Consider the following 19,798-nt stretch of genomic DNA (forward strand, 5'->3'; position numbering starts at 1 on the left):
TCTAACGATATTCGAGAGACGCGTACGCGTCTCCCCTTCCTGAAAGGGAGGGGTCGGGGGTGGGTTGGCCCGTTGGCGAGCGGACGCTTCCCCCGCGAGCCTATAGCGGATGACATAGGACGGAACCGTTCGTCCTGAGTAGCCGCTGAGCCTGTCGAAGCGGCGTATCGAAGGACCGACCCACGTGCTTCGATACGGGCCTTCGACAAGCTCAGTCCCTACTCAGCACAAACGGTTCTACTTCACGTCATCATGCTTTAGCCGTGCCGAACGCACCCCGGTCTCCGCACTACGGTGCCGATTCCCGATCTTTCGGCGTACTGCGAGCGGAAATCCGGCCAACGCAAAGTCGGCGCTAAACGCCCGTCAACGCCCGTACCCCTCACCCCGCCGGGTCGATCGCCCGCAACCGCCCGGCGACCACCGGCCCCAGTCGCGCGACGATCCGGTCGACGCCCTGCGCATTGGGATGGATGCCGTCGGGCAACATCAGCGCCCGGTTGCCCAGCACGCCCGCCAGAATGAACGGATCGAGCGTCGCGTCATATCGCTTCACCATGTCCGGCCAGATGCGGTTGAACGTCGCGGCATAGTCCGGACCCAGATTGGGCGGCACCAGCATGCCGGTCAGCACCACCGGAATGCCGCGTTTCTGCAATTCATCCAGCATCGCGACGAAATTGGCGCGCGTCTCGGCCGGCGGAATCTGGCGCAGCACATCATTGCCGCCCAGCCCCAGCAGCACGAGGTCGGGTTTCCGGTCGAGCCGATCGAGCGTATAGGCCAGCCGCTGCCGCCCCGCCGCGCTGGTATCGCCCGAAATCCCGCCATTCACGACCCGCGCATTGATGCCGTCGGCGCGCAACGCATCCTGCAGATCGTCGGGCAGGCTGTCCCCGCGGGCGAGGCCATAGCCGGCATACAGGCTGTCGCCGAACGCCAGCACCAGCCGCTCCGGTCCGGCCACCGGCTTCACCGATGCGGCCGTGGAGTTTGCGGCGGACGTGGCATGGCTCATCGTCACCTGGATGGTCTCGTTCCCTTCCGACAAATCGGGCTGGCTGCATCCCGACAGCAGCAACGCGCCTTGGAGAATGGCGAACGCGCCCGCATATGTGGGTCCCTGCTTCGTCACTGGCGACAAACCTCCCATGCAATCCGTTTCGAACGATATGGTCATAGACGCGCGCGGTGTCACCCTGACGCTGGGCGAAGGCGATGCCGCGACCCGCATCCTGCACGGTATCGACCTTGCCGTCCCTGCCGGGACCAGCGTCGCGCTGTTGGGCGCATCGGGATCGGGCAAGTCGTCGTTGATGGCGGTGCTGTCCGGCCTCGAACGCGCCAGCGGCGGTCAGGTCCATGTCGCCGGTGCCGACTTCGGCGCGATGGGCGAGGATGATCTGGCACGGGCACGGCGCGGGCGGATCGGCATCGTGCTACAGGCATTCCATCTGTTGCCGACGATGACCGCGCTCGAAAACGTCGCGGTACCGATGGAACTGGCCGGGGTGGCCGACGCCTTCGCCCGTGCCGAGGCCGAACTGGCATCGGTCGGTCTCGCCCACCGCCTCCACCATTACCCGACGCAATTGTCGGGCGGCGAGCAACAGCGCGTCGCCATCGCCCGTGCGCTGGCCGGACGCCCGGCGCTGGTCTTTGCCGACGAACCGACCGGCAATCTCGACCGCGCGACCGGCCGTGCGGTCATGGACCTGCTGTTCGAACGCCGCGCCGCGACACAGGCGACCTTGCTGGTCATCACCCACGACCCGGCACTGGCCGAACGCTGCGACCGGGTGGTCGAACTGGCCGATGGCCGCATCGCGCGGGACAGCGCGCGATGAGCGTTGTGCTGCGAAGGTCGCAGCCAAATCCGCACCGTACCCCGGCGGAGGCCGGGGTCCAGAGCGGCACACGCAAGCCGCTGTTCTGCTTGGCCCTGGCTCCCCGCCTGCGCGGGGGTACGGCAGAGACACGAACCCGCACTGACTCCCACAGAGGCATCGCATGAGCGAGTGGCGTCTGGCATGGACGTTCGCGCGCCGCGAACTCGATGCCCGCTTCCGCGGCCTCCGGCTGTTGCTGGTCTGCCTGATCCTCGGCGTCGGTGCGCTGGCGGCGATCGGCAGCCTGACGCGCTCGATCACCGGCGAACTGTCCGCGCGTGGCCAAAGCCTGTTGGGCGGCGACCTCGAACTGTCGGTGTCGCAGCGCACCGCCGATCCGGCCGAGCGCCGGTCGATGGCAAGGCTGGGCCGGGTGTCCGAAACGCTGCGGATGCAGTCGATGGGTGTCAACTTCGGCGGCGAAACGGCCCCGATCGAACTGAAGGCGGTCGACCGGACCTATCCGCTCTACGGCACGCTGACCCTGCAACGCGGCACCGCCCGCCCGCTGTCCCCGACCGAGACCTATGTGGGGCCGGCGCTGGTCGAACGGCTGAAACTGCGGGTCGGTGGTCCGGTCCGGTTCGGCACCGCGCGCTTCACCGTCGCCGGCATCATCGCCGACGAACCCGACCGGTTGAGCGAAGGATTTACCCTCGGTGCCGTGGCGCTGGTATCGCTGGACGGGTTGCGGCGCACCGGCCTGATCGCGCCGGGCAGCTTGTATGAGAGCAAATATCGCATCGCCAGCCGCTATGACCCGGCGGTCGCGATCAAGGCGTTTACCGACCGGTATCCGGCGCAGGGCTGGGACAGCCGCACCCGCGACCGCGCGTCGCCGGGGGCCGAACGCTTCCTGACGCGGATGGGCGAGTTTCTGGTGCTGGTCGGCCTGACCGCGCTGGTCATCGCCGGGATCGGCGTCGGCAACGGCGTGTCGTCCTACCTCGCCACCCGCCGGTCGAGCATCGCGACGCTGAAGGTATTAGGGGCCACGTCCGGCCTGATCGCGCGCGTCTATCTGCTTCAGATCATGGCAGTTTCCGCGATCGGCATCGCTATCGGCCTTGCCATCGGCATCGCCGCCGTGCCGCTGATCGTCGCGATCGCGGGCGACGTGCTGCCGGTCGCGCCCCGGTTCGCCATCCATCCCCTGCCGCTGCTACAGGCAGCCGCCTATGGCCTGCTCATCGCCCTCGCCTTTGCCGCGCCGCCCTTGTTGGCGGCGGGCGCGGTCCCGGCCGCCGGGCTGTTACGCGGCGTCCATGACGGCCGTCGACCGTCGCGCTGGAAGGCGGCGGCATGGATGGGTGCAGCGTTCGCGGGCATCGTCGCGCTGGTCCTGACGACCAGCGAACGTCCATGGTTCGGCGCGGCATTCCTCGCCGCCGCGACCGGACTTCTCCTGTTATTGTCGGCACTTGGCTGGTCGATCCGCTGGGCCGCCGCCCGCCTGCCCCGCCCTCGCCGTCCCCTGCTCCGGCTCGCGGTCAGCGCGCTCCACCGACCCGGCGCGCGCACCGGCGCTTTGGTCGTGGCGCTGGGCCTCGGGCTGACGATGTTCGTCCTGCTGGCGACCATCCGCACCAGCCTCGACGCCAACATCGCAAGGACCGTCCCGGCCCGCGCCCCCGCCCTGTTCGCCCTCGACGTGCCCCCGGCCCGCGAATCGTCGTTCCGTGCAACTATCGTCAACTTCCAGCCCGACGCCGACATCCAGACGGTGCCGCTGATGCGCGGCACGATCACCGCCTATGGCACCACCCGCGTCGCCGATCTGAAAACCATTCCGGAGGGCGCATGGGCGCTGCGTGGCGAACGCGGCCTGACCTTCGCCCGCGACCTGCCGCCGGGCAGCGAACTGGTCGCGGGGAAATGGTGGCCCGCCGACTATGCCGGCGAACCGCTGGTGTCGGTCGACGAACGCATGGCCCAGGCGCTGGACCTGAAGCTGGGCGACCCGCTGACGATCAGCGTCGCCGGGCAGGAACGCACCGCCCGCATCGCCTCGTTCCGCAAGATCGAATGGGACACGATGGGCTTCAATTTCGTGATGGTGTTCAGCCCCAACGCCCTGTCCGACGTCCCGCATAACCTTGCCGCGACGATCACCATGCCGCCTGGCCGCGAACGCGCCGTCATCGGCGCGCTGTCGGCCCGCTTCCCCTCGACCTCGGTCGTCGAGGTGCGCGACGTCATTGGGCAAGTCCGCGATATCGTGTCGCAAATGGCCACCGCCATCGCGGCCGCAGCAGGGATCGCCATCCTCGCCGGCATCGCGGTGCTGATCGGCGCGATCGCCGCCGCGCGCGAAACCCGGACCTATGATTCAGTGATCCTGAAGACGCTTGGCGCGACGCGTGGCCAGATATTGGCGGCGCAGGCGCTCGAATATCTGTTGCTCGCCGTCATCCTCGCCGCCCTTGCGGCCGCGATCGGGATCGCGGGCGGGTGGTATGTCGTGGTCGAACTGTTCGCATTCGACTGGCTACCCGACTACCGCGCGATCGGCCTGACGCTGGCGACGGGGGTCGGAGTGACGTTGGGGATCGGCCTGCTCGGCGCGTTGCCGATCCTGAGTGCACGGCCGGCGCGGGCGCTCAGGGAGCTATAAATCCTCCCCGGCCCGGGGAGGAGTTTCAGGCTCCAAATGAAAAGCCCCGGCAGTTGCCTGCCGGGGCTTTTCGATCAAACCGCTGCGCGAGGAGCCCCGCCGCCGCGACCGCGACCGCCCCGGCCGCGACCACCGCCGGCACCGCCGCCACCCGGACGACCGCCGCCACCGGCACCGGCTTCACGCTGCGGCGGGCGTCCGCCACCCTGCCCTTCGCTGCGCTGCGGCTGACCGCCACGAGCCGGACCACCGCGACCATGCGCCGGCTTGGCACCATGGGCATGGGTCGCACGCGGACGCGCCGGGCCACGCTCGCTGGGCAAACGCTCGGGACGATCGGGAGCATAGGGCGCACGGCTCGCCTTGATCTGCGCGCTCTGTTCGAGGAAGTCGGCAGGCAGCGGCACGACATCGATCTTCTGCTTGGTCAGCCGCTCGATCCCCTTCAGGAACGGCCGCTCGTCATCGGCGCAGAAGCTGAACGCCACGCCCGACGCACCGGCACGCGCCGTGCGGCCAATGCGGTGGACATACTGCTCGGAAACGTTGGGCAGTTCGAAGTTCACGACATGGCTGACCCCCGACACGTCGATGCCGCGCGCGGCGATGTCGGTCGCGACCATGATCGGCACCGTGCCGTCGCGGAACGCGGCCAGCGCCTTCTCACGCTGCGGCTGCGACTTGTTGCCATGGATCGCGTTCGACGCGATGCCGTTGGCGGCCAGCAGCTTCACGACGCGGTCCGCGCCATGCTTGGTACGGGTGAACACCAGCGCGCGATCGATCTTCGTGTTGCGGAAGAACATCGTCAGCAGCGCCTGCTTCTCGGTCTGCTGGACGTGGGTGACATATTGCTCGACACGCTCGGCGGTCGACGACACCGGCGTCACCGCGACGGTCGCCGGATCGGTCAGATACTTGTCGGCCAGTTCGCGGATATCCTTCGGCATGGTCGCCGAAAAGAACAACGTCTGACGCGACTTCGGCACCATCGACACGATGCGGCGCAGCGCGTGGATGAAGCCGAGGTCGAGCATCTGGTCGGCTTCGTCGAGCACGAGGATCTCGAGCTCGCCAAGGCCCAGGCACTTCTGGTCGATCAGGTCGAGCAGACGGCCCGGCGTCGCGACGAGAATGTCGACACCCGCCGCCACGTCGCGGATGTTGCGCGGCACCGGCACGCCGCCGAACACGGTGGCGACGGTCAGCTTGCTGTGCTTGGCATAGGCGCGGGCATTGTCGGCGATCTGGCTGACCAGTTCGCGCGTCGGGGCCAGCACCAACATGCGGCAGCGCATCGGGCGGCGACGGACATTGGCCTTCACCAGCAGGTCGATCGACGGCAGCACGAAAGCGGCGGTCTTTCCGGTACCGGTCTGGGCGATGCCCAGCAGGTCGCGCCCTTCGAGCACCAGCGGGATCGCGTCGCGCTGAATCGGGGTGGGGGTTTCGTAGTTCTTGGCGGCGAGCGCGTCGAGAATCGACTTCGACAAGCCGAGTGACTGGAAGGTCATGATAGTTCCTGAAATAGGATCCGGCACCCGAAACGCAGCGAAGGCGCACGGGCAGCGGGCAAAAAATTGCGACCCGCGTGACTAGGGAAGCCGGTTGGAGCTGCGACGCGGAGCCGAGACCATATGGTCCGATCACGCTGCCTGAAAAAGCGTCGCTGCACTGCGGTAGATACGCGAGATGGCCGCATTGGTCAAGCCACCGTCCGTTTTGCCCGTTTTCGCTATGGCAACCCACGGATGAAGGCCGTACAGCCCGGATATGAACGATCTTTCCCCGTTCGGCGCGCCTACCGGCGGTCCTGTTGCCGCCGACCCGGTCGATAACCTGCCGCGCCGCCAGTTGCGGTTGCTGGGGGAAGCAGCCGACAAGATGCTGGCCGCCAATGACCCGGCTGCTATGGTCGAGGACCTGTTCGCGCTGATCGCCGACGAATTGCGGCTCGACGTGTTCTTCAATTATCGACTGGACGCCGATGGCCTCATGCTGGTCGCCCATGCCGGCTTGACCGAAGCCGAGGCCGCGGCCGGCAAACGGCTGGAGGTGGGACAGGCCGTGTGCGGTTATGCGGCGCAGGAACGCCGCCCGATCGAGGCATTTGCCGTGCAGGCCTCGGACGACCCGCTGACCGGCTTCGTCCGCGATCTCGGTATCGACGCCTATGCCTGTACCCCGCTGGTACACGGATCGACGCTGCTCGGTACGCTCGGCTTCGGGCGGCGCTGGACCGACCGGTTCGATGCCGACGAACTCGCGTTTCTCCATACCGTCTGCCACTATGTCGCTCTCGCCAAATACCGGCTGAGGATCGAGGCCGAATTGCGGGAGGGGATCGCGATCCGCGAACGCCTGCTCGGCGAACTCAACCACCGCGTACGGAACGCGCTGCAAACGGCGGTCGCCGTCGTCCGCCTGGGCGCAGCGGATACCAGCGACGACACGGCAAAGGCCGCGCTGGCGGCCGCCGCCGGCCGGCTGGAAGTGCTCGCCGCCGCCCATCGCCCCCTCTACGCCGCCGACACGCCGACCCAGATCGATATCGCCGCGCTGCTGGATGCGATCACCGAACGTGGCGATGGCGAACCGATCGAGGTGACGACGCACGGTATAGCGTGCCTGCCGATCGAACAGGCCGTCGCCGTCGCGCTGCTGGTCCATACGATGCTGGACCCCGATCCCGAAGCGCTGACGGCGGTCATGATCGAGGTCGGTGAGGATGCCATGCACATCGCCCTGAACGGTCCGGTCATGGGCGTCGCCCATCCCACGCTCGACGATAGCCGTCTGGTGCGTGGCCTGTCGCGGCAGTTGCGGGCGACCGTCGCACGCAACGGGACCGACCGCCTCACCCTCTCCATCCCGGGACGCGCCCATGGCGAATAAGCTGCGGATCATGCTGGTCGAGGACGAAGCGATCGTCGCGATGCTGGTGGAGGATGCACTGACGCTGCACGGTCATATCGTTACCGGCATCGCCGATACGCAGGCGAGCGCGCTGGCGCTGGCCGACGCCGACCGTCCCGATCTGGCGCTGTGCGACGTGCGGCTGGCGCAGGGCGATTCGGGCCGGACCGTCGCGGTCGCTTTGGCAGCGCGCGGCATTCCCTGCCTGTTCCTCAGCGGCAATTGCCCGGACGTGGCCGACCACCCGCTGATCCTCGGCTGCGTCGCCAAGCCATTCTACACCGCCGGCCTCGGCTATGCGATCGCGGCGGCGATGGCCCGCGTGCAGGGTCAAGCGCCGGAAAAGATCCCGAACGAGCTGCGCTTCTACGCGACCGTCGACTGAACCTGCCCATCGGCGACGTGGAACCGCGTCGCGTCGCGGGCGATACCGTCGAACAACCCGGCCTCGGTTCCGGTCAGCCACACCTGTCCCACCCCCGCCGCGCGCGCGAACAGCGCCGCGCGGCGTTCCGGATCGAGATGCGCCGCCACCTCGTCAAGCAACAGCACCGGCGGACGTCCGGCACGTTCGGCGACCAGTTCGGCATGGGCGAGGACCAGTCCCAGCAACAGCGCCTTCTGCTCGCCGGTCGAACAGCGCGCCGCCGCCTGTCCGCGGTCACGATCGGTGACGATCAGGTCGGCCCGGTGTGGCCCGCTCAGCGCCCGTCCCGCCGCCGCATCGCGCGCGCGCCCTGTCGCCAGTTCGCGCGCGAACAGTGCGGCGTCGCCGTGCCATCCCTCCACCGCCAGTGCGGCACGCGGGAAATCGGAGGCGGGCGTCTGTGCGATCCGCGCGTCGAGCATCGCCACAGATTCGGCCCGCGCCGCACCCAGCGCCACGCCATGTTCGACCATTCGTGCTTCCAACGCCGACAACCAGTCTGGATCGGGCATGGCTTCCTCCGCCAGCAGGCGGTTACGTTGGCGCATCGCCGCATCGTAGCGCGTCGCCTGCGTGGCGTGGCCGGGTAACAGGGCCAGCGTCATCCGGTCGAGGAACCGCCGTCGCTCGCCCGCCGGTTCGACGAACAGCCGGTCCATCGCCGGGGTCATCCACAGTACCGACAACCATTCGGCCAGCACCGTCGCCGATGCACCCGCCCCGTTCACGCGCACGATCCGCCGTTCGGGGGCATTGGCCTGCGTCCCCGTGCCCAGTCGCACATCGCCGGCCAGTTCGGCGGCGACGCCGAAACCGCCCGCCCCGCCCTCCCGCGCCATGTCCGACAGCGCGGCGCGGCGCAGGCCACGTCCGGGTGCCAGCAACGATACCGCTTCCAGCACATTGGTCTTGCCCGCGCCATTGGGCCCGCTCAACACGACGAAGCCCGGTCCCGGTTCGAGTGTTGCCGCCGCATGATTGCGAAAGTCGGTCAGGGTCAGGCGGGTCAGCATCTGCGACCGACCGTTACCCGCGCGCCTCGCCCAACGGAACCCGCCATGGTTCCGGCCAGGTTATACGAACGCAACTTTCCGCGCCGCCGGGAATTGGGATTGTCAAATTACAACAGGGATACGCCATGACCCGCTTCGTTCTCGCGGCAGCCGCCGCCTTCGCTCTCACCGCCTGCGCATCGCAGACGCCGGAGCAGCAGCAGGCCGAACAGCTGCGCGATCAGGCCGATGCCGAAGCCGACGCGATCGAGGCCGCTGCCGAGAACCAGACGGCGCAGATGAAGGTAGAGGCCGAAGGCCTTCGCGATCAGGCGCAGCAGGCCGGCGGCTATGACGCTGAGCGGCTGAAGGTCCGCGCCGACGCGATGAAGGACGAGGCGAAGCTGGTCGAGGAACAGGCTGAAGCTCGTGCGAAGGCCGTGCGCGATGCCGGCGAAGCAAGGGCAAGCGCCGCGCTCGCCAAGTGAGGATGGCGTCGGCGCAAGTTCGCCAGTCTTCGTGATCGTGCTCCCGTAAAGGGGGCGCGACATTTTATGTCGATACCCGGTCGTTGCCAATTTCAGTTAGGACCCTTGCGCCGTAAAAGTCGCTATCCCCCGACGCTAAATCCCCTGCAAACCCTGCTCTTTCAGCCGCTTCTGCGCGGCGTGATATGCGATGGGTTCCGGGATATTCAGTCGGCGCCGGGCGGTGTCGAGCGGCTCGGCCAGTAACGCCTCATAGGCCTCGGCATGCAGCCAGCGTGCGCGGCGGCCGTTGCGATACCCTTCCCACACCGCCTTCGCGAAGGCCCGCTCGCCGGTGACGCGGAGCGACTTCAACGCTGCGCCCAACCCGATCGCCGCCCAGCCCAGTCCGCCAGTCTGCGCATAGGAAAAGGCGACGAGGCACGCTTCGCCCAGATGCTCTTCGGCGGTGTAGCCGGTCAGGATGTGCCAGATATCATGGACATCACGCTCGCGCCGACCGAACCACGCGACCGGATGCTGTGCGTCCTGCCAGCCTTCGCCATCGGCATAGCTGATCTCGGCCAATCCCTGCGCGGAGAAGCCGGTACGGTCGAGGAATGCGCGATAGTGCGCACCAACGCTACCGTCGGGCAGGCCATCGATCCATGTCCGGTCGGAGAAGCGCTTGGTCAGTTCGACATGATCGAACGCGATCCGTCCGCCACCCGGTTCGGCCAGCAATCGCACGTAGTTGCGGTGGCTGGTATCCGCATTCAGCGCCCGCATGATACGAAACACCTGCACCGTGTCATTACCATCGGCCAGCAACCGCCTGAGCGCCGCCCACGCCGTACCCCAGTCGCGGCGCACCGGTTGCACCGTTTCCATTTCCCGCGTGGCCATGCCCGCCTCCGTTACTTACAGCTATGTAAGTATTTGCAGGCCGCGACGCGGTCAAGCCTCTCACGGACCGCGGAACGTCGCACCGAATGGCTTCACCGCTTCCGCAACGCATCCAACGCCGCCGTCGCGGCGCAAGGCATCAACTCGCGGCCGGCTTCATGCGCTGGCGGCTGTCGGCAATCTGCGGGGTGCCGCGTTCGCACGACGCGCTGATGACCGGATAGGAAAGGTCGGTGTTGCGCGCCAGCATCGTCGGTACCGCTGCCTGACATTCCGCCACCGACTGATAACTTATCGGGGCGATCCGTTCGCGGTTGCACGTCGCGCCATCGTCGCCGCAGCCGAGGATTGCCATGATGTAGACCAGAGGTGCCATCGCTCGTCTCCCTGATGTGATTTAATTCCTCGACGCGCCGCTTGTTCCGACGAAGCGTTGCGCCGGCGCGTCCGATTCCCCAAATGGCGCTTGCAATGCCCCCCGACACCTCAACCGCCTCCGGCCCGACCCGGCCGATGCTGGCGACGCTCCGCCGATTCCTCCCCTATCTGTGGCCTGCCGGGGCCACGGGCCTGAAGGTGCGCATTGTCGCGGCGCTGGCGCTGGTCGTCGCGTCGAAGGTCGTGCAGGTTCGCGGCGCGCCGTTCGCGTTGCAGGGCGCGATCGATACGATGGGAGCCGGATCACGCGACGCGCTGTGGCTGGTCGTAGCGCTGGTCGCGGGCTACGCCGCCGCGCGCTTTGCCGGCACCCTGTTCGACAATCTGCGCAACGTGGTGTTCGAACGCGTCGGACAGGACGCGACGCGGCGGCTGGCGGCGTCGGTGTTCCGCCACCTCCATGCGCTGTCGCTGCGCTTCCATCTCGAACGACGTACCGGCGCGGTAACCAAGGTCGTCGAGCGCGGCACCAAGAGCATCGACACGATGCTGTACTTCCTGCTGTTCAACATTGCGCCGACCATCCTCGAACTCGGGCTGGTCCTGTGGATCTTCGGCACGCGGTTCGGCAGCTGGCTGGTCATCGGCACGGTGGCGATGGTCGTGTTCTACATCGCCTTCACCCGTTGGGTCACCGACTGGCGGTCGTCATTACGCGAGCGAATGAACGATCTCGACACCGGCGCGGTCGCGCACGCGGTCGATTCGCTGCTGAATTTCGAGACGGTAAAGTATTTCGGCGCAGAGGAACGCGAGGCGGCACGCTATGATCGCGCCGTCGCCGGCTATGCCGAGGCCGCCGTGAAGTCGGAAAACTCGCTGGCGCTGCTCAACATCGGACAGGCGCTGATTACCGCGCTGATGCTGGGCGGCGGCATGGCGCTGATCGTCTTCGGCTGGGCGCGTGGACAGTTTTCGGCGGGCGACGTCGTGCTGGTATCGACGCTGTTGACGCAGTTGTTCCGCCCGCTCGACTTGCTCGGCATGGTCTATCGTACCGTCCGTCAGGGCGTGGTCGACATGGGTGCGATGTTCGACCTGATCGATACGCCGGCCGAAGTCGTCGATGCTCCCGGCGCACCGGCGCTGACCGTCAGCAAGGGCCATGTCCGGTTCGAAGGGGTCGGCTTCGGCTATGGCGACGGCCGTACGATCCTGAACGGGATCGACCTCGACATTCCGCCGGGCACGACGCTGGCGGTGGTCGGGCCATCGGGCGCGGGCAAGTCGACGCTCGCGCGGTTGCTGTTCCGGTTCTACGATCCGACCGCCGGGCGCATCACCATCGACGGACAGGATATCGCCGCCGTATCGCAGGCGTCGCTGCGCAGCGCGATCGGCATCGTGCCGCAGGACACGGTGCTGTTCAACGACACGATCGGTTACAACGTCGCTTATGGTCGTGCCGATGCGACCGCCGACGATGTCGCGCGGGCGGCACAGGGTGCATCGATCGCGGGCTTCATCGCCAGCCTGCCACAAGGGTTCGACACCCGCGTCGGCGAGCGCGGCCTGAAACTGTCGGGCGGCGAGAAACAGCGTGTCGCGATCGCCCGGACGCTGCTGAAAAATCCGCCGGTGCTGATCCTCGACGAAGCCACCAGCGCGCTCGACAGCCGGACCGAGGCCGACATCCTCGCCACGCTGGAAGCGATCGAACGCGGTCGCACGACCATCGTCATCGCCCACCGCCTGTCGACCGTGGTCCATGCCGACCGCATCGTGGTGCTGGAGGGCGGCCGCGTGGTCGAAAGCGGTGCGCATGGCGAGTTGCTCCGCGCCGGCGGCACCTACGCCGAAATGTGGACACGGCAAGCGGCCGAACGGGAGGCGGCGCTGGCCGAGGCCTGAAAGGTTCACGGCGTATCCGATGGACACTCCCCCGCGCCCAAGCGTATCGCCCGGGGCCAAGCGGGAGAGCGACAGATGAACGACAAGCTGAAAAAGGCGGTTACGACCACGGCACTGGTCGGGGGCGGCCTTGCGCTATGGACCGCCCTCGCCGCCAGCGCGTCGGAAGCACTGGTGCCGGCGGACGGGGATTTCGTCGACGTGCCCGGCGGGCGGCTCCATTATGTCGATACCGGCGGCGACGGTCCGGTGATGGTGATGCTGCATGGCCTGTACGGACAGCTGCGCAACTTTTCCTATGCACTGACCGCCGAACTGGCCGATCACCGGCTGATCCTCGTCGACCGGCCCGGCTGGGGCCATAGCAGCGTCGATGGCAGCCAGCCGCCGATCGAGGAACAGGCGCGCATGGTCGCCGATCTGATCGACGCGCTGGGCCTCGATCGACCGTTGCTGGTCGGTCACTCGATGGGTGGCGCGGTCGCGCTTGCCTTTGCGCTGAACCATTCCGGCAAGATCCGTGGCGTTGCGCTGATCGCGCCGCTGACCCAGCCGATGGACCATATCCCGCCGATCTTCCGGGGCAAGGCACCACCCGCCGCGCTGCGCGGGCTGGCCGCATGGACGGTCGGGGTGCCGTTGACGACGCTGACCGGACCCGCCGTCGCGAGGCATGTCTTTGCGCCCGATGCGGTGCCGATGGACTTTGGTACGCGTGGCGGCGGCCTCGTCGCGCTCCGACCGTCGAGCTTTCAGGCGGGCGCGTTCGAAATCGACGACGCCAATCGCGCGGTGTCGGCCATGGCGACGCGCTACGCATCGATCGGCCTGCCGGTCGCGATCCTGTATGGCAGGGACGACCAACTGCTCGACCCGCAGCAACAGGGCGCCCGCACCGCCGCGATGATCCCCGGCGCGACGCTGACCAACATCGCGGGCGGACACATGATCCCGGTGACCCACCCGCGGGAAACCGCCGACTGGCTGCGAACGGCAACGATTGCGTGAAGGTGCTGCTGCTGGCGATGCTGCTCGGCGGCTGCACCACCCCCTATGGCGACGGGATGGGTGACATTCTGCGCGGGCAAGGCATCGCCGCGAGCGAGCCCGAGTACGACGTCCCCTATGTCCCGACGCCCGAGCCGGTAGTCGACGCGATGCTGGCGATGGCACAGGTCGGGCCGAACGACATCGTCATCGACCTCGGGTCGGGCGATGGCCGCATTCCCCTTGCCGCCGCCCGGCTGGGTGCCCGCGCCAGCGGGATCGAGATCGATGCGGCCCTGGTCGAACGCGCCCGACGCAACGCCGCGCTCTACACGCTCACCGACCGCGCCCGTTTCATCCGCGCCAATCTGTTCGACGTGCCACTGCGCGACGCCAATGTCGTGACGATGTACCTGTTGCCGAAGATCAACCTCGCACTCCGCCCGCGCCTGTTGACCGAATTACGGCCGGGTACGCGCATCGTAACCCATGCGTTCGACATGGGCGAATGGCGCGCCGACGAAGAACGGCTGGTCGCCGATCGCCGGGTGTTCCTGTGGATCGTCCCTGCCGTTGCGGGTGGCGATTGGCTGACGACCCTGCCCGATGGGCGCGAGGTGCCGCTGCACCTCGACCAGCGGTTTCAGGACGTCACCGGCACGCTCGGCAATGCCGAGATCACTGGCACCCTGCGTGGCACCGCGATCCGCTTCGCCGCGGCCGGACGCAGCTACACCGGCACGATCGGCGAAGCGACGATCAACGGCGACGGCTGGCGCGCAGTCCGTCTGCCTTAACTCTCGACGCCCACGCCCTGCATCCCTAGGTGGAGGGCAATGGCGCTCGACCCGATCCCCGTATTGCAATCGACCTTCGGCTTTCCCGAATTCCGCGGTGTCCAGCGGCAGGTGGTCGACCGCGTACTCGCCGGACAGCGCACGCTGGCGGTGATGCCGACCGGTGCCGGCAAGTCGCTGACCTATCAGCTGCCCGCCACGATGCTGAACGGGACCTGCGTCGTCGTCTCGCCGCTGATCGCACTGATGCACGACCAGTTGCGCGCGGCGACCGCGGTCGGCATCCGCGCCGCAACGCTGACCAGCGCCGACGACAATCGCGCCGAGACGCGCGGGCGGTTTCTGGATGGCGAGCTCGACCTGCTCTATGTCGCGCCCGAGCGCGCATCGGGCAGCGATTTCCGCGACCTGCTGTCGCGCGGCAACCTCGCCCTGTTCGCGATCGACGAAGCGCACTGCGTCAGCGAATGGGGCCACGACTTCCGCCCCGATTACCGGCTGCTGCGGCCGCTGTTCGACCAGTTTCCCGACGTGCCCCGACTGGCGCTCACCGCCACCGCCGATGCGCATACTCGTGCCGACATCCTTGAACAGCTCGGCATACCGCACGACGGGTTGATCGTCGCCGGCTTCGACCGGCCCAACATCCGCTATCACATCACCCTGCGCGATCAGGGCACGCGCCAGATCGCCGACATCATTGCCGCCACCCCCGGCCCCGGCATCGTCTATGTCCAGTCGCGCGCCGGGACCGAACGGTTGGCGGAGGCGCTGGCCAAGACCGGGCGTCCGGTCCGCGTCTATCATGCCGGGCTCGATTCCGCGGTGCGTCAGCGTAACCAGCACGATTTCGTCGCATCCGAGGACATGGTGATGGTCGCTACCATCGCCTTCGGGATGGGGATAGACAAGCCCGACGTACGCTTCGTCGCGCATGCCGGACTGCCGAAATCGATCGAGGCCTATTATCAGGAGACCGGCCGAGCCGGGCGCGACGGCGATCCGGCGGTCGCGCATCTGTTCTGGGGGGCCGACGACTTCGCCCGCGCGCGCCAGCGGATCGGCGAGGTCGAACCGGCGCGCCAACCCGGCGAGCGGCAGCGGCTGAACGCGCTGGGCGCATTGGTCGAAACCGCGGGGTGTCGCCGTGCGATCCTGCTGCGCCATTTCGGCGAGTCGCCGCCCGAATATTGCGGCAATTGCGACAACTGCCTCACGCCGCCCAACGCGATCGACGCGACGCAGGTCGCGCAGAAATATCTGTCGGCAGTATTTCGCACCGGCATGATGTTCGGCGCGACCTATATCGAACAGGTGCTGACCGGCCAGTCGACCGAACGCAGCATGACCAACGGCCACGAAAACCTGTCGGTGTGGAACATCGTCGACGGCGACGAGACCGCACTGCTGAAGCCGGTCGGACGCGCGCTGCAACTGCGCGATGCGCTGCGCGCCAACGACCATGGCGGGCTGGAATTCGGCCCCGCCGCGCGCGGACTGTTGAAGGGCGGCGATACGCTGTCGCTGATCGTGCCGCCCAAGCGCGAGCGGCGGCGGCGCGGCAGCGGCACGGCTACTCCCAACCCGACCGGCGATCCGCTGTTCGAGGCGTTGCGCGCCAAACGCCGCGAACTGGCGCAGCAAGCCGGCGTGCCGCCCTATGTCATCTTTCACGACTCGGTCCTGCGCGACATGGCGACCGACCGGCCGCAGACGATCGGCGGGATGCGGCGCATCACCGGCATCGGTGAGAAGAAGCTGCAGGCGTATGGCGACGCGTTTCTCTCGGTAGTCAAGCAACACTGATCCTCTCCGTGCCGGGGAGGATTTGCGTCGTTCCGGTGGCGACGCTATCGTCCCTCCCTATGCAAATCCGCCGTATCGACGACCGCATCTCGGTCAGCCCGCAGATCACCGCCGACGACGTCGCCACGCTGAAGGCGCAGGGCTTCACCACCATCGTCAACAATCGCCCCGATGCCGAGGAAGCGGACCAGCCGGGCGGCGATACCATCGCCAAGGCGGCGGCGGCGGCCGGCCTCGCCTATCACGCGATCCCGATCACCCATGCCGGGTTCAGCCACCCGCAACTCGACGCCATGGCGGACGTGCTGGAACAGGCCGACGGTCCGATCCTCGCCTATTGCCGCTCGGGCACGCGATCCTGCAATCTGTGGGCGCTTGCCAGTGCCAAGGGCGGCCGCGACTCGGCCGAACTGATCGCAGCGGGCGGTACGGCGGGCTATGACCTGTCGGGCATCCGACCCATGCTGGACGCGCTTTCCAAAGGTTAAGTCGCGGGTACCTTAACGTACGTAACCACATCGGTTCAGGTGCTTAACCAAATCGCAACGGCCAATGCCCCATCCCTCTGTCCGTACCAACAGGGGTTATCGATATGGGCATTGGTCTGGACGGCGCCCGCTTTCTCCAGGAAAGCCGGGCAGAAGAAGCACAGCGCAGCACCGGCGCGGCGTGGTTCGAACTTGGCATCTGCTATTCGAGCGGAACCGGCGGCGCGGTGATCGATCTGGTCGAAGCGCACAAATGGTTCAACCTTGCCGCGATGTCGGGGCTGGAGGACGCACAGCATTGGCGCGCGGAAATCGCATGCGACATGACGCCGCGTCAGATCGCCGATGCGCAGAAAGCCGCCCGCGCCTTCCTGCGGACCGAAACCCGCCCGAACTGACCCGCTTGGCGGCCGGATGCACCGGCCGCCAAGCGGATCGGAACCCTATTCACCGCGTCCGATCCGAACGCCATCCCGGCGTGCCGGGACGATGTTCGTCGCGACCGGATCAGGGTCAGTCCGCCACCTTTTTCGGTGCGGCTTTTTTCGGTGCGGCCTTTTTGGCAGCAGGTTTTTTCGCCGCCGGCTTGGCATCGTCCTTTGCCGCCGCTTTCTTCGGTGCCGCCTTCTTCGCCACCGGCTTCTTCTTGCCCTTGGCCGGCGCCGCCGCCGCACGCTCGTCGATCAGTTGCGCCGCTTCTTCGAGCGTCAGCGCACCCGGTTCGATCGACTTCGGGATCGTCGCGTTGGTCGTGCCGTCGGTGACATACGGGCCATAGCGCCCTTCCATCAGCTTGATCTCGGCCTCGGTACGCGGATGCGCGCCCAGCACCTTCAGCGGCTCCTTCGCCGCGCCGCGCGCCGGACGTCCGCCACCCGCCGCCGCCTCGGCCAGCTTGACCACCGCCGCGTTCATGCCGGTTTCGAACACGTCCGCCGTCGTCTGCAACCGCGCATATTTGCCGGCATGCTTGAGATACGGGCCATAGCGCCCGATCGCCGACTCGATCGGCTCACCCGTTTCCGGATGGTTGCCGATGGTGCGCGGCAGGCTGAGCAGCTTGAGCGCCCATTCGAGGTTCAGTTCGCCGATATCCTTCGGGATCGACGCGCGCTTGGCATCCTTGCCCTCGCCAAGCTGGATATAGGGGCCGAACCGACCCGATTTCCGTTCGACTTCCAGTCCGGTTTCCGGGTCCTTGCCCAGTCCTTCGGGACCGGCGTCGCCGCCTTCCTCACCGCCCGGTTGCGCGAAGCGGCGGGTATATTTGCATTCGGGATAGTTGGAGCAGGCGATGAACGCGCCGAACTTGCCGCCGCGCAGCGCCAGCCGCCCCTCCCCGCAATTCGGGCACAGGCGCGGATCGGTACCATCGGCCTTGTCGGGGAACAGATAGCTGCCGAGGAATATGTCCAGCTCGGCGGTGATCGCGCTCGGCTGCTGCTCCATCACCTCCGACGTGCGCGGCTTGAAGTCGCGCCAGAACGCTTCGAGCACCGCCTGCCATTCGGCACGCCCGCCCGACACGTCGTCCAGTTCCTCCTCCAGCTCGGCGGTGAAGTCGTAGCCGACATATTTCTCGAAGAAGCGTTCGAGGAACGCGGTCAGCAACCGCCCGGTCTCCTCGGCGAAGAACCGGTTCTTCTCGACACGGACATAGCCGCGATCCTTCAGCACCTGAATGATCGAGGCATAGGTCGACGGACGACCGATCCCCAGTTCCTCCAGCCGCTTGACCAGCGACGCTTCGGAGAAACGCGGCGGCGGCTGGGTGAAATGCTGTTCGGCGACGACGTCCTTCTTGGCCGGGCTGTCGCCCGAGCGGAGAAGCGGCAAACGGCGCGAATCCTCGTCGGCCGCGTCGTCGCGCCCTTCCTCGTACAGCGCGAGGTATCCCGGGAAGAGCACGACCTGTCCGGTCGCGCGCAGCCCGGTCTGACCGGTCTGGTCCTCCAGCTCGACGGCGGTCCGCTCCATCCGCGCCGACGCCATCTGGCTGGCCAGCGCCCGCTTCCAGATCAGGTCGTACAGGCGGCCATGATCGCCCGACCCGGCACGATCCTTCGAAAAATCGGTCGGGCGAATCGCCTCGTGCGCTTCCTGCGCATTCTTGGCCTTGGTCTGATACTGACGCGGCTTGTCGGGGACGTAGCTGCCGTCATAGCGGTTGGCGATGGCACCGCGCGCGGCATCGATCGCCGATCCGTCCATCTGCACACCGTCGGTCCGCATGTACGTGATCGCGCCGTCCTCATAGAGCGACTGCGCCACCCGCATCGTATGGCTGGCCGAGAAGCCCAGCTTGCGCGCCGCTTCCTGTTGCAGCGTCGAGGTGGTGAACGGGGGCGGCGGATTGCGCGTCGCGGGCTTCGTTTCGACATTGGTGACGGTGAAGCGGCCATCGACCACCGCCGCCTTCGCGACCTCGGCCGATCCGGCATCGCCCAGCGACAGCTTGTCGAGCTTCTTGCCCTGCAATTTGACGAGGCGCGCGTCGAACGGCGTGCCGTCGGCCTCCATCTTCGCGACGACCGACCAATATTCCTGCGCGACGAACGTCTCGATCTCGCGCTCGCGCTGGACCAGCAGGCGCAGCGCGACCGACTGGACGCGTCCCGCCGATTTCGCGCCAGGCAGCTTGCGCCACAGCACCGGCGACAGGGTGAACCCGACCAGATAGTCGAGCGCACGGCGCGCCCGATACGCATCGATCAGGTCGGTATCCAGCTGACGCGGGGCCTTCATCGCGGCGAGGATCGCCGGCTTCGTGATCGCGTTGAACGTAACCCGCTCGACCTCCTTGGGCAGCGCGCGGCGCTTTTTCAGCACCTCCTGCACATGCCAGCTGATCGCCTCGCCCTCGCGATCGGGATCGGTGGCGAGGATCAGGCGATCGGCGGTCTTGGCCAGATCGGTGATCGCCTTCAGCTGCTTCGTCTTGTCGGCATACGTCTCCCAATCCATCGCGAAGCCGTCGTCCGGGTTCACCGACCCGTCCTTGGGCGGCAGGTCGCGGACATGGCCGTAGGAGGCGAGGACGCGGTAGTCGGACCCCAGATATTTTTCGATGGTCTTCGCCTTGGCGGGCGATTCGACGATGACAAGCTGCATGATGTGACGGTCGGTCCTTGTGCGTACGTACGCGAGAGTGGAGAGCGCCGGGGGGTGGCGTCAAGTCGGCGGATGCAGGTGACGGATCGCGGTTACGCTTTGATGGCAG

At 67.3% G+C, this 19,798-nt stretch carries 17 protein-coding genes; 11 read left to right on the top strand and 6 right to left on the bottom strand.

The window, feature by feature from the left end:
* Positions 1-382 precede the first annotated feature (382 nt).
* Positions 383-1,135 carry an arylesterase gene (locus ASE91_RS08910; protein WP_235530391.1) on the bottom strand — a complete coding sequence of 251 codons (753 nt, stop codon included), beginning with the start codon at positions 1,133-1,135 and terminating at the stop codon, positions 383-385.
* A gap of 37 nt (positions 1,136-1,172) precedes the next feature.
* Between ASE91_RS08910 and ASE91_RS08915 the strand changes: the two genes are divergently transcribed.
* Positions 1,173-1,847 carry an ABC transporter ATP-binding protein gene (locus ASE91_RS08915; protein WP_156357754.1) on the top strand — a complete coding sequence of 225 codons (675 nt, stop codon included), beginning with the start codon at positions 1,173-1,175 and terminating at the stop codon, positions 1,845-1,847.
* 163 nt (positions 1,848-2,010) lie between these two features.
* A complete protein-coding gene (locus tag ASE91_RS08920) occupies positions 2,011-4,503 on the top strand; it encodes an ABC transporter permease (RefSeq protein ID WP_056625126.1) in 2,493 nt (830 codons plus the stop codon).
* Positions 4,504-4,577: 74 nt separating this feature from the next.
* Here the strand turns inward: ASE91_RS08920 and ASE91_RS08925 are convergent, their stop codons facing one another.
* A complete protein-coding gene (locus ASE91_RS08925) occupies positions 4,578-6,017 on the bottom strand; it encodes a DEAD/DEAH box helicase (protein ID WP_056002172.1) in 1,440 nt (479 codons plus the stop codon).
* A gap of 259 nt (positions 6,018-6,276) precedes the next feature.
* Between ASE91_RS08925 and ASE91_RS08930 the strand changes: the two genes are divergently transcribed.
* Together ASE91_RS08930 and ASE91_RS08935 are read left to right on the top strand one after the other, a co-directional pair.
* Positions 6,277-7,398, top strand: coding sequence for a GAF domain-containing protein (locus ASE91_RS08930; protein WP_056625129.1), 1,122 nt, complete (start codon positions 6,277-6,279; stop codon positions 7,396-7,398).
* Complete coding sequence (locus ASE91_RS08935; protein ID WP_056625132.1) at positions 7,388-7,804, top strand: response regulator; 417 nt, start codon at positions 7,388-7,390, stop codon at positions 7,802-7,804. The genes ASE91_RS08930 and ASE91_RS08935 overlap by 11 nt, the downstream gene beginning before the upstream one ends.
* Here the strand turns inward: ASE91_RS08935 and recF are convergent.
* Positions 7,786-8,859, bottom strand: coding sequence for a DNA replication/repair protein RecF (gene recF, locus ASE91_RS08940; protein ID WP_056625136.1), 1,074 nt, complete (start codon positions 8,857-8,859; stop codon positions 7,786-7,788). The genes ASE91_RS08935 and recF overlap by 19 nt on opposite strands.
* 125 nt (positions 8,860-8,984) lie before the next feature.
* On the opposite strand from recF, the gene ASE91_RS08945 reads away from it, so the two are divergent.
* The gene (locus ASE91_RS08945; RefSeq protein ID WP_056625138.1) at positions 8,985-9,326 is read left to right on the top strand and encodes a hypothetical protein; all 342 of its coding nucleotides are present in this window, start codon (positions 8,985-8,987) and stop codon (positions 9,324-9,326) included.
* Between the two features lie 135 nt (positions 9,327-9,461).
* On the opposite strand, the gene ASE91_RS08950 is transcribed toward ASE91_RS08945, so the two are convergent.
* Together ASE91_RS08950 and ASE91_RS08955 are read right to left on the bottom strand one after the other, a co-directional pair.
* On the bottom strand, positions 9,462-10,211 hold the full coding sequence (locus ASE91_RS08950; protein WP_056625141.1) for a Coq4 family protein: 750 nt from the start codon (positions 10,209-10,211) through the stop codon (positions 9,462-9,464).
* A 139-nt stretch (positions 10,212-10,350) separates the two neighbouring features.
* A complete protein-coding gene (locus ASE91_RS08955; protein WP_056625143.1) occupies positions 10,351-10,587 on the bottom strand; it encodes a hypothetical protein in 237 nt (78 codons plus the stop codon).
* Positions 10,588-10,682: 95 nt separating this feature from the next.
* On the opposite strand from ASE91_RS08955, the gene ASE91_RS08960 reads away from it, so the two are divergent.
* The 6 genes from ASE91_RS08960 to ASE91_RS08985 all read left to right on the top strand — a co-directional run bounded on the left by ASE91_RS08960 (position 10,683) and on the right by ASE91_RS08985 (position 16,976).
* Entirely contained in the window at positions 10,683-12,500 is a 1,818-nt protein-coding gene (locus ASE91_RS08960; protein ID WP_056625253.1) for an ABCB family ABC transporter ATP-binding protein/permease, read from the top strand.
* Between the two features lie 75 nt (positions 12,501-12,575).
* Positions 12,576-13,508, top strand: a complete 933-nt coding sequence (locus ASE91_RS08965; RefSeq protein ID WP_056625146.1) for an alpha/beta fold hydrolase — start codon at positions 12,576-12,578, stop codon at positions 13,506-13,508.
* Positions 13,505-14,284 (top strand): class I SAM-dependent methyltransferase, encoded by a 780-nt coding sequence (locus ASE91_RS08970; RefSeq protein WP_056625150.1) that lies wholly within the window; start codon positions 13,505-13,507, stop codon positions 14,282-14,284. Before ASE91_RS08965 ends, ASE91_RS08970 begins: the two co-directional genes overlap by 4 nt.
* Before the next feature lie 39 nt (positions 14,285-14,323).
* Positions 14,324-16,090, top strand: a complete 1,767-nt coding sequence (gene recQ / locus ASE91_RS08975; protein WP_056625153.1) for a DNA helicase RecQ — start codon at positions 14,324-14,326, stop codon at positions 16,088-16,090.
* Positions 16,091-16,149: 59 nt separating this feature from the next.
* Positions 16,150-16,578, top strand: a complete 429-nt coding sequence (locus ASE91_RS08980; protein ID WP_056002205.1) for a TIGR01244 family sulfur transferase — start codon at positions 16,150-16,152, stop codon at positions 16,576-16,578.
* A 104-nt stretch (positions 16,579-16,682) separates the two neighbouring features.
* Entirely contained in the window at positions 16,683-16,976 is a 294-nt protein-coding gene (locus ASE91_RS08985) for an SEL1-like repeat protein (RefSeq protein WP_056002208.1), read from the top strand.
* 115 nt (positions 16,977-17,091) lie between these two features.
* On the opposite strand, the gene topA is transcribed toward ASE91_RS08985, so the two are convergent.
* Positions 17,092-19,689, bottom strand: a complete 2,598-nt coding sequence (gene topA, locus ASE91_RS08990) for a type I DNA topoisomerase (protein WP_056625156.1) — start codon at positions 19,687-19,689, stop codon at positions 17,092-17,094.
* Positions 19,690-19,798 lie beyond the last annotated feature (109 nt).

The sequence above is a fragment of the Sphingomonas sp. Leaf62 genome (assembly GCF_001421915.1).
Lineage (GTDB): Bacteria > Pseudomonadota > Alphaproteobacteria > Sphingomonadales > Sphingomonadaceae > Sphingomonas.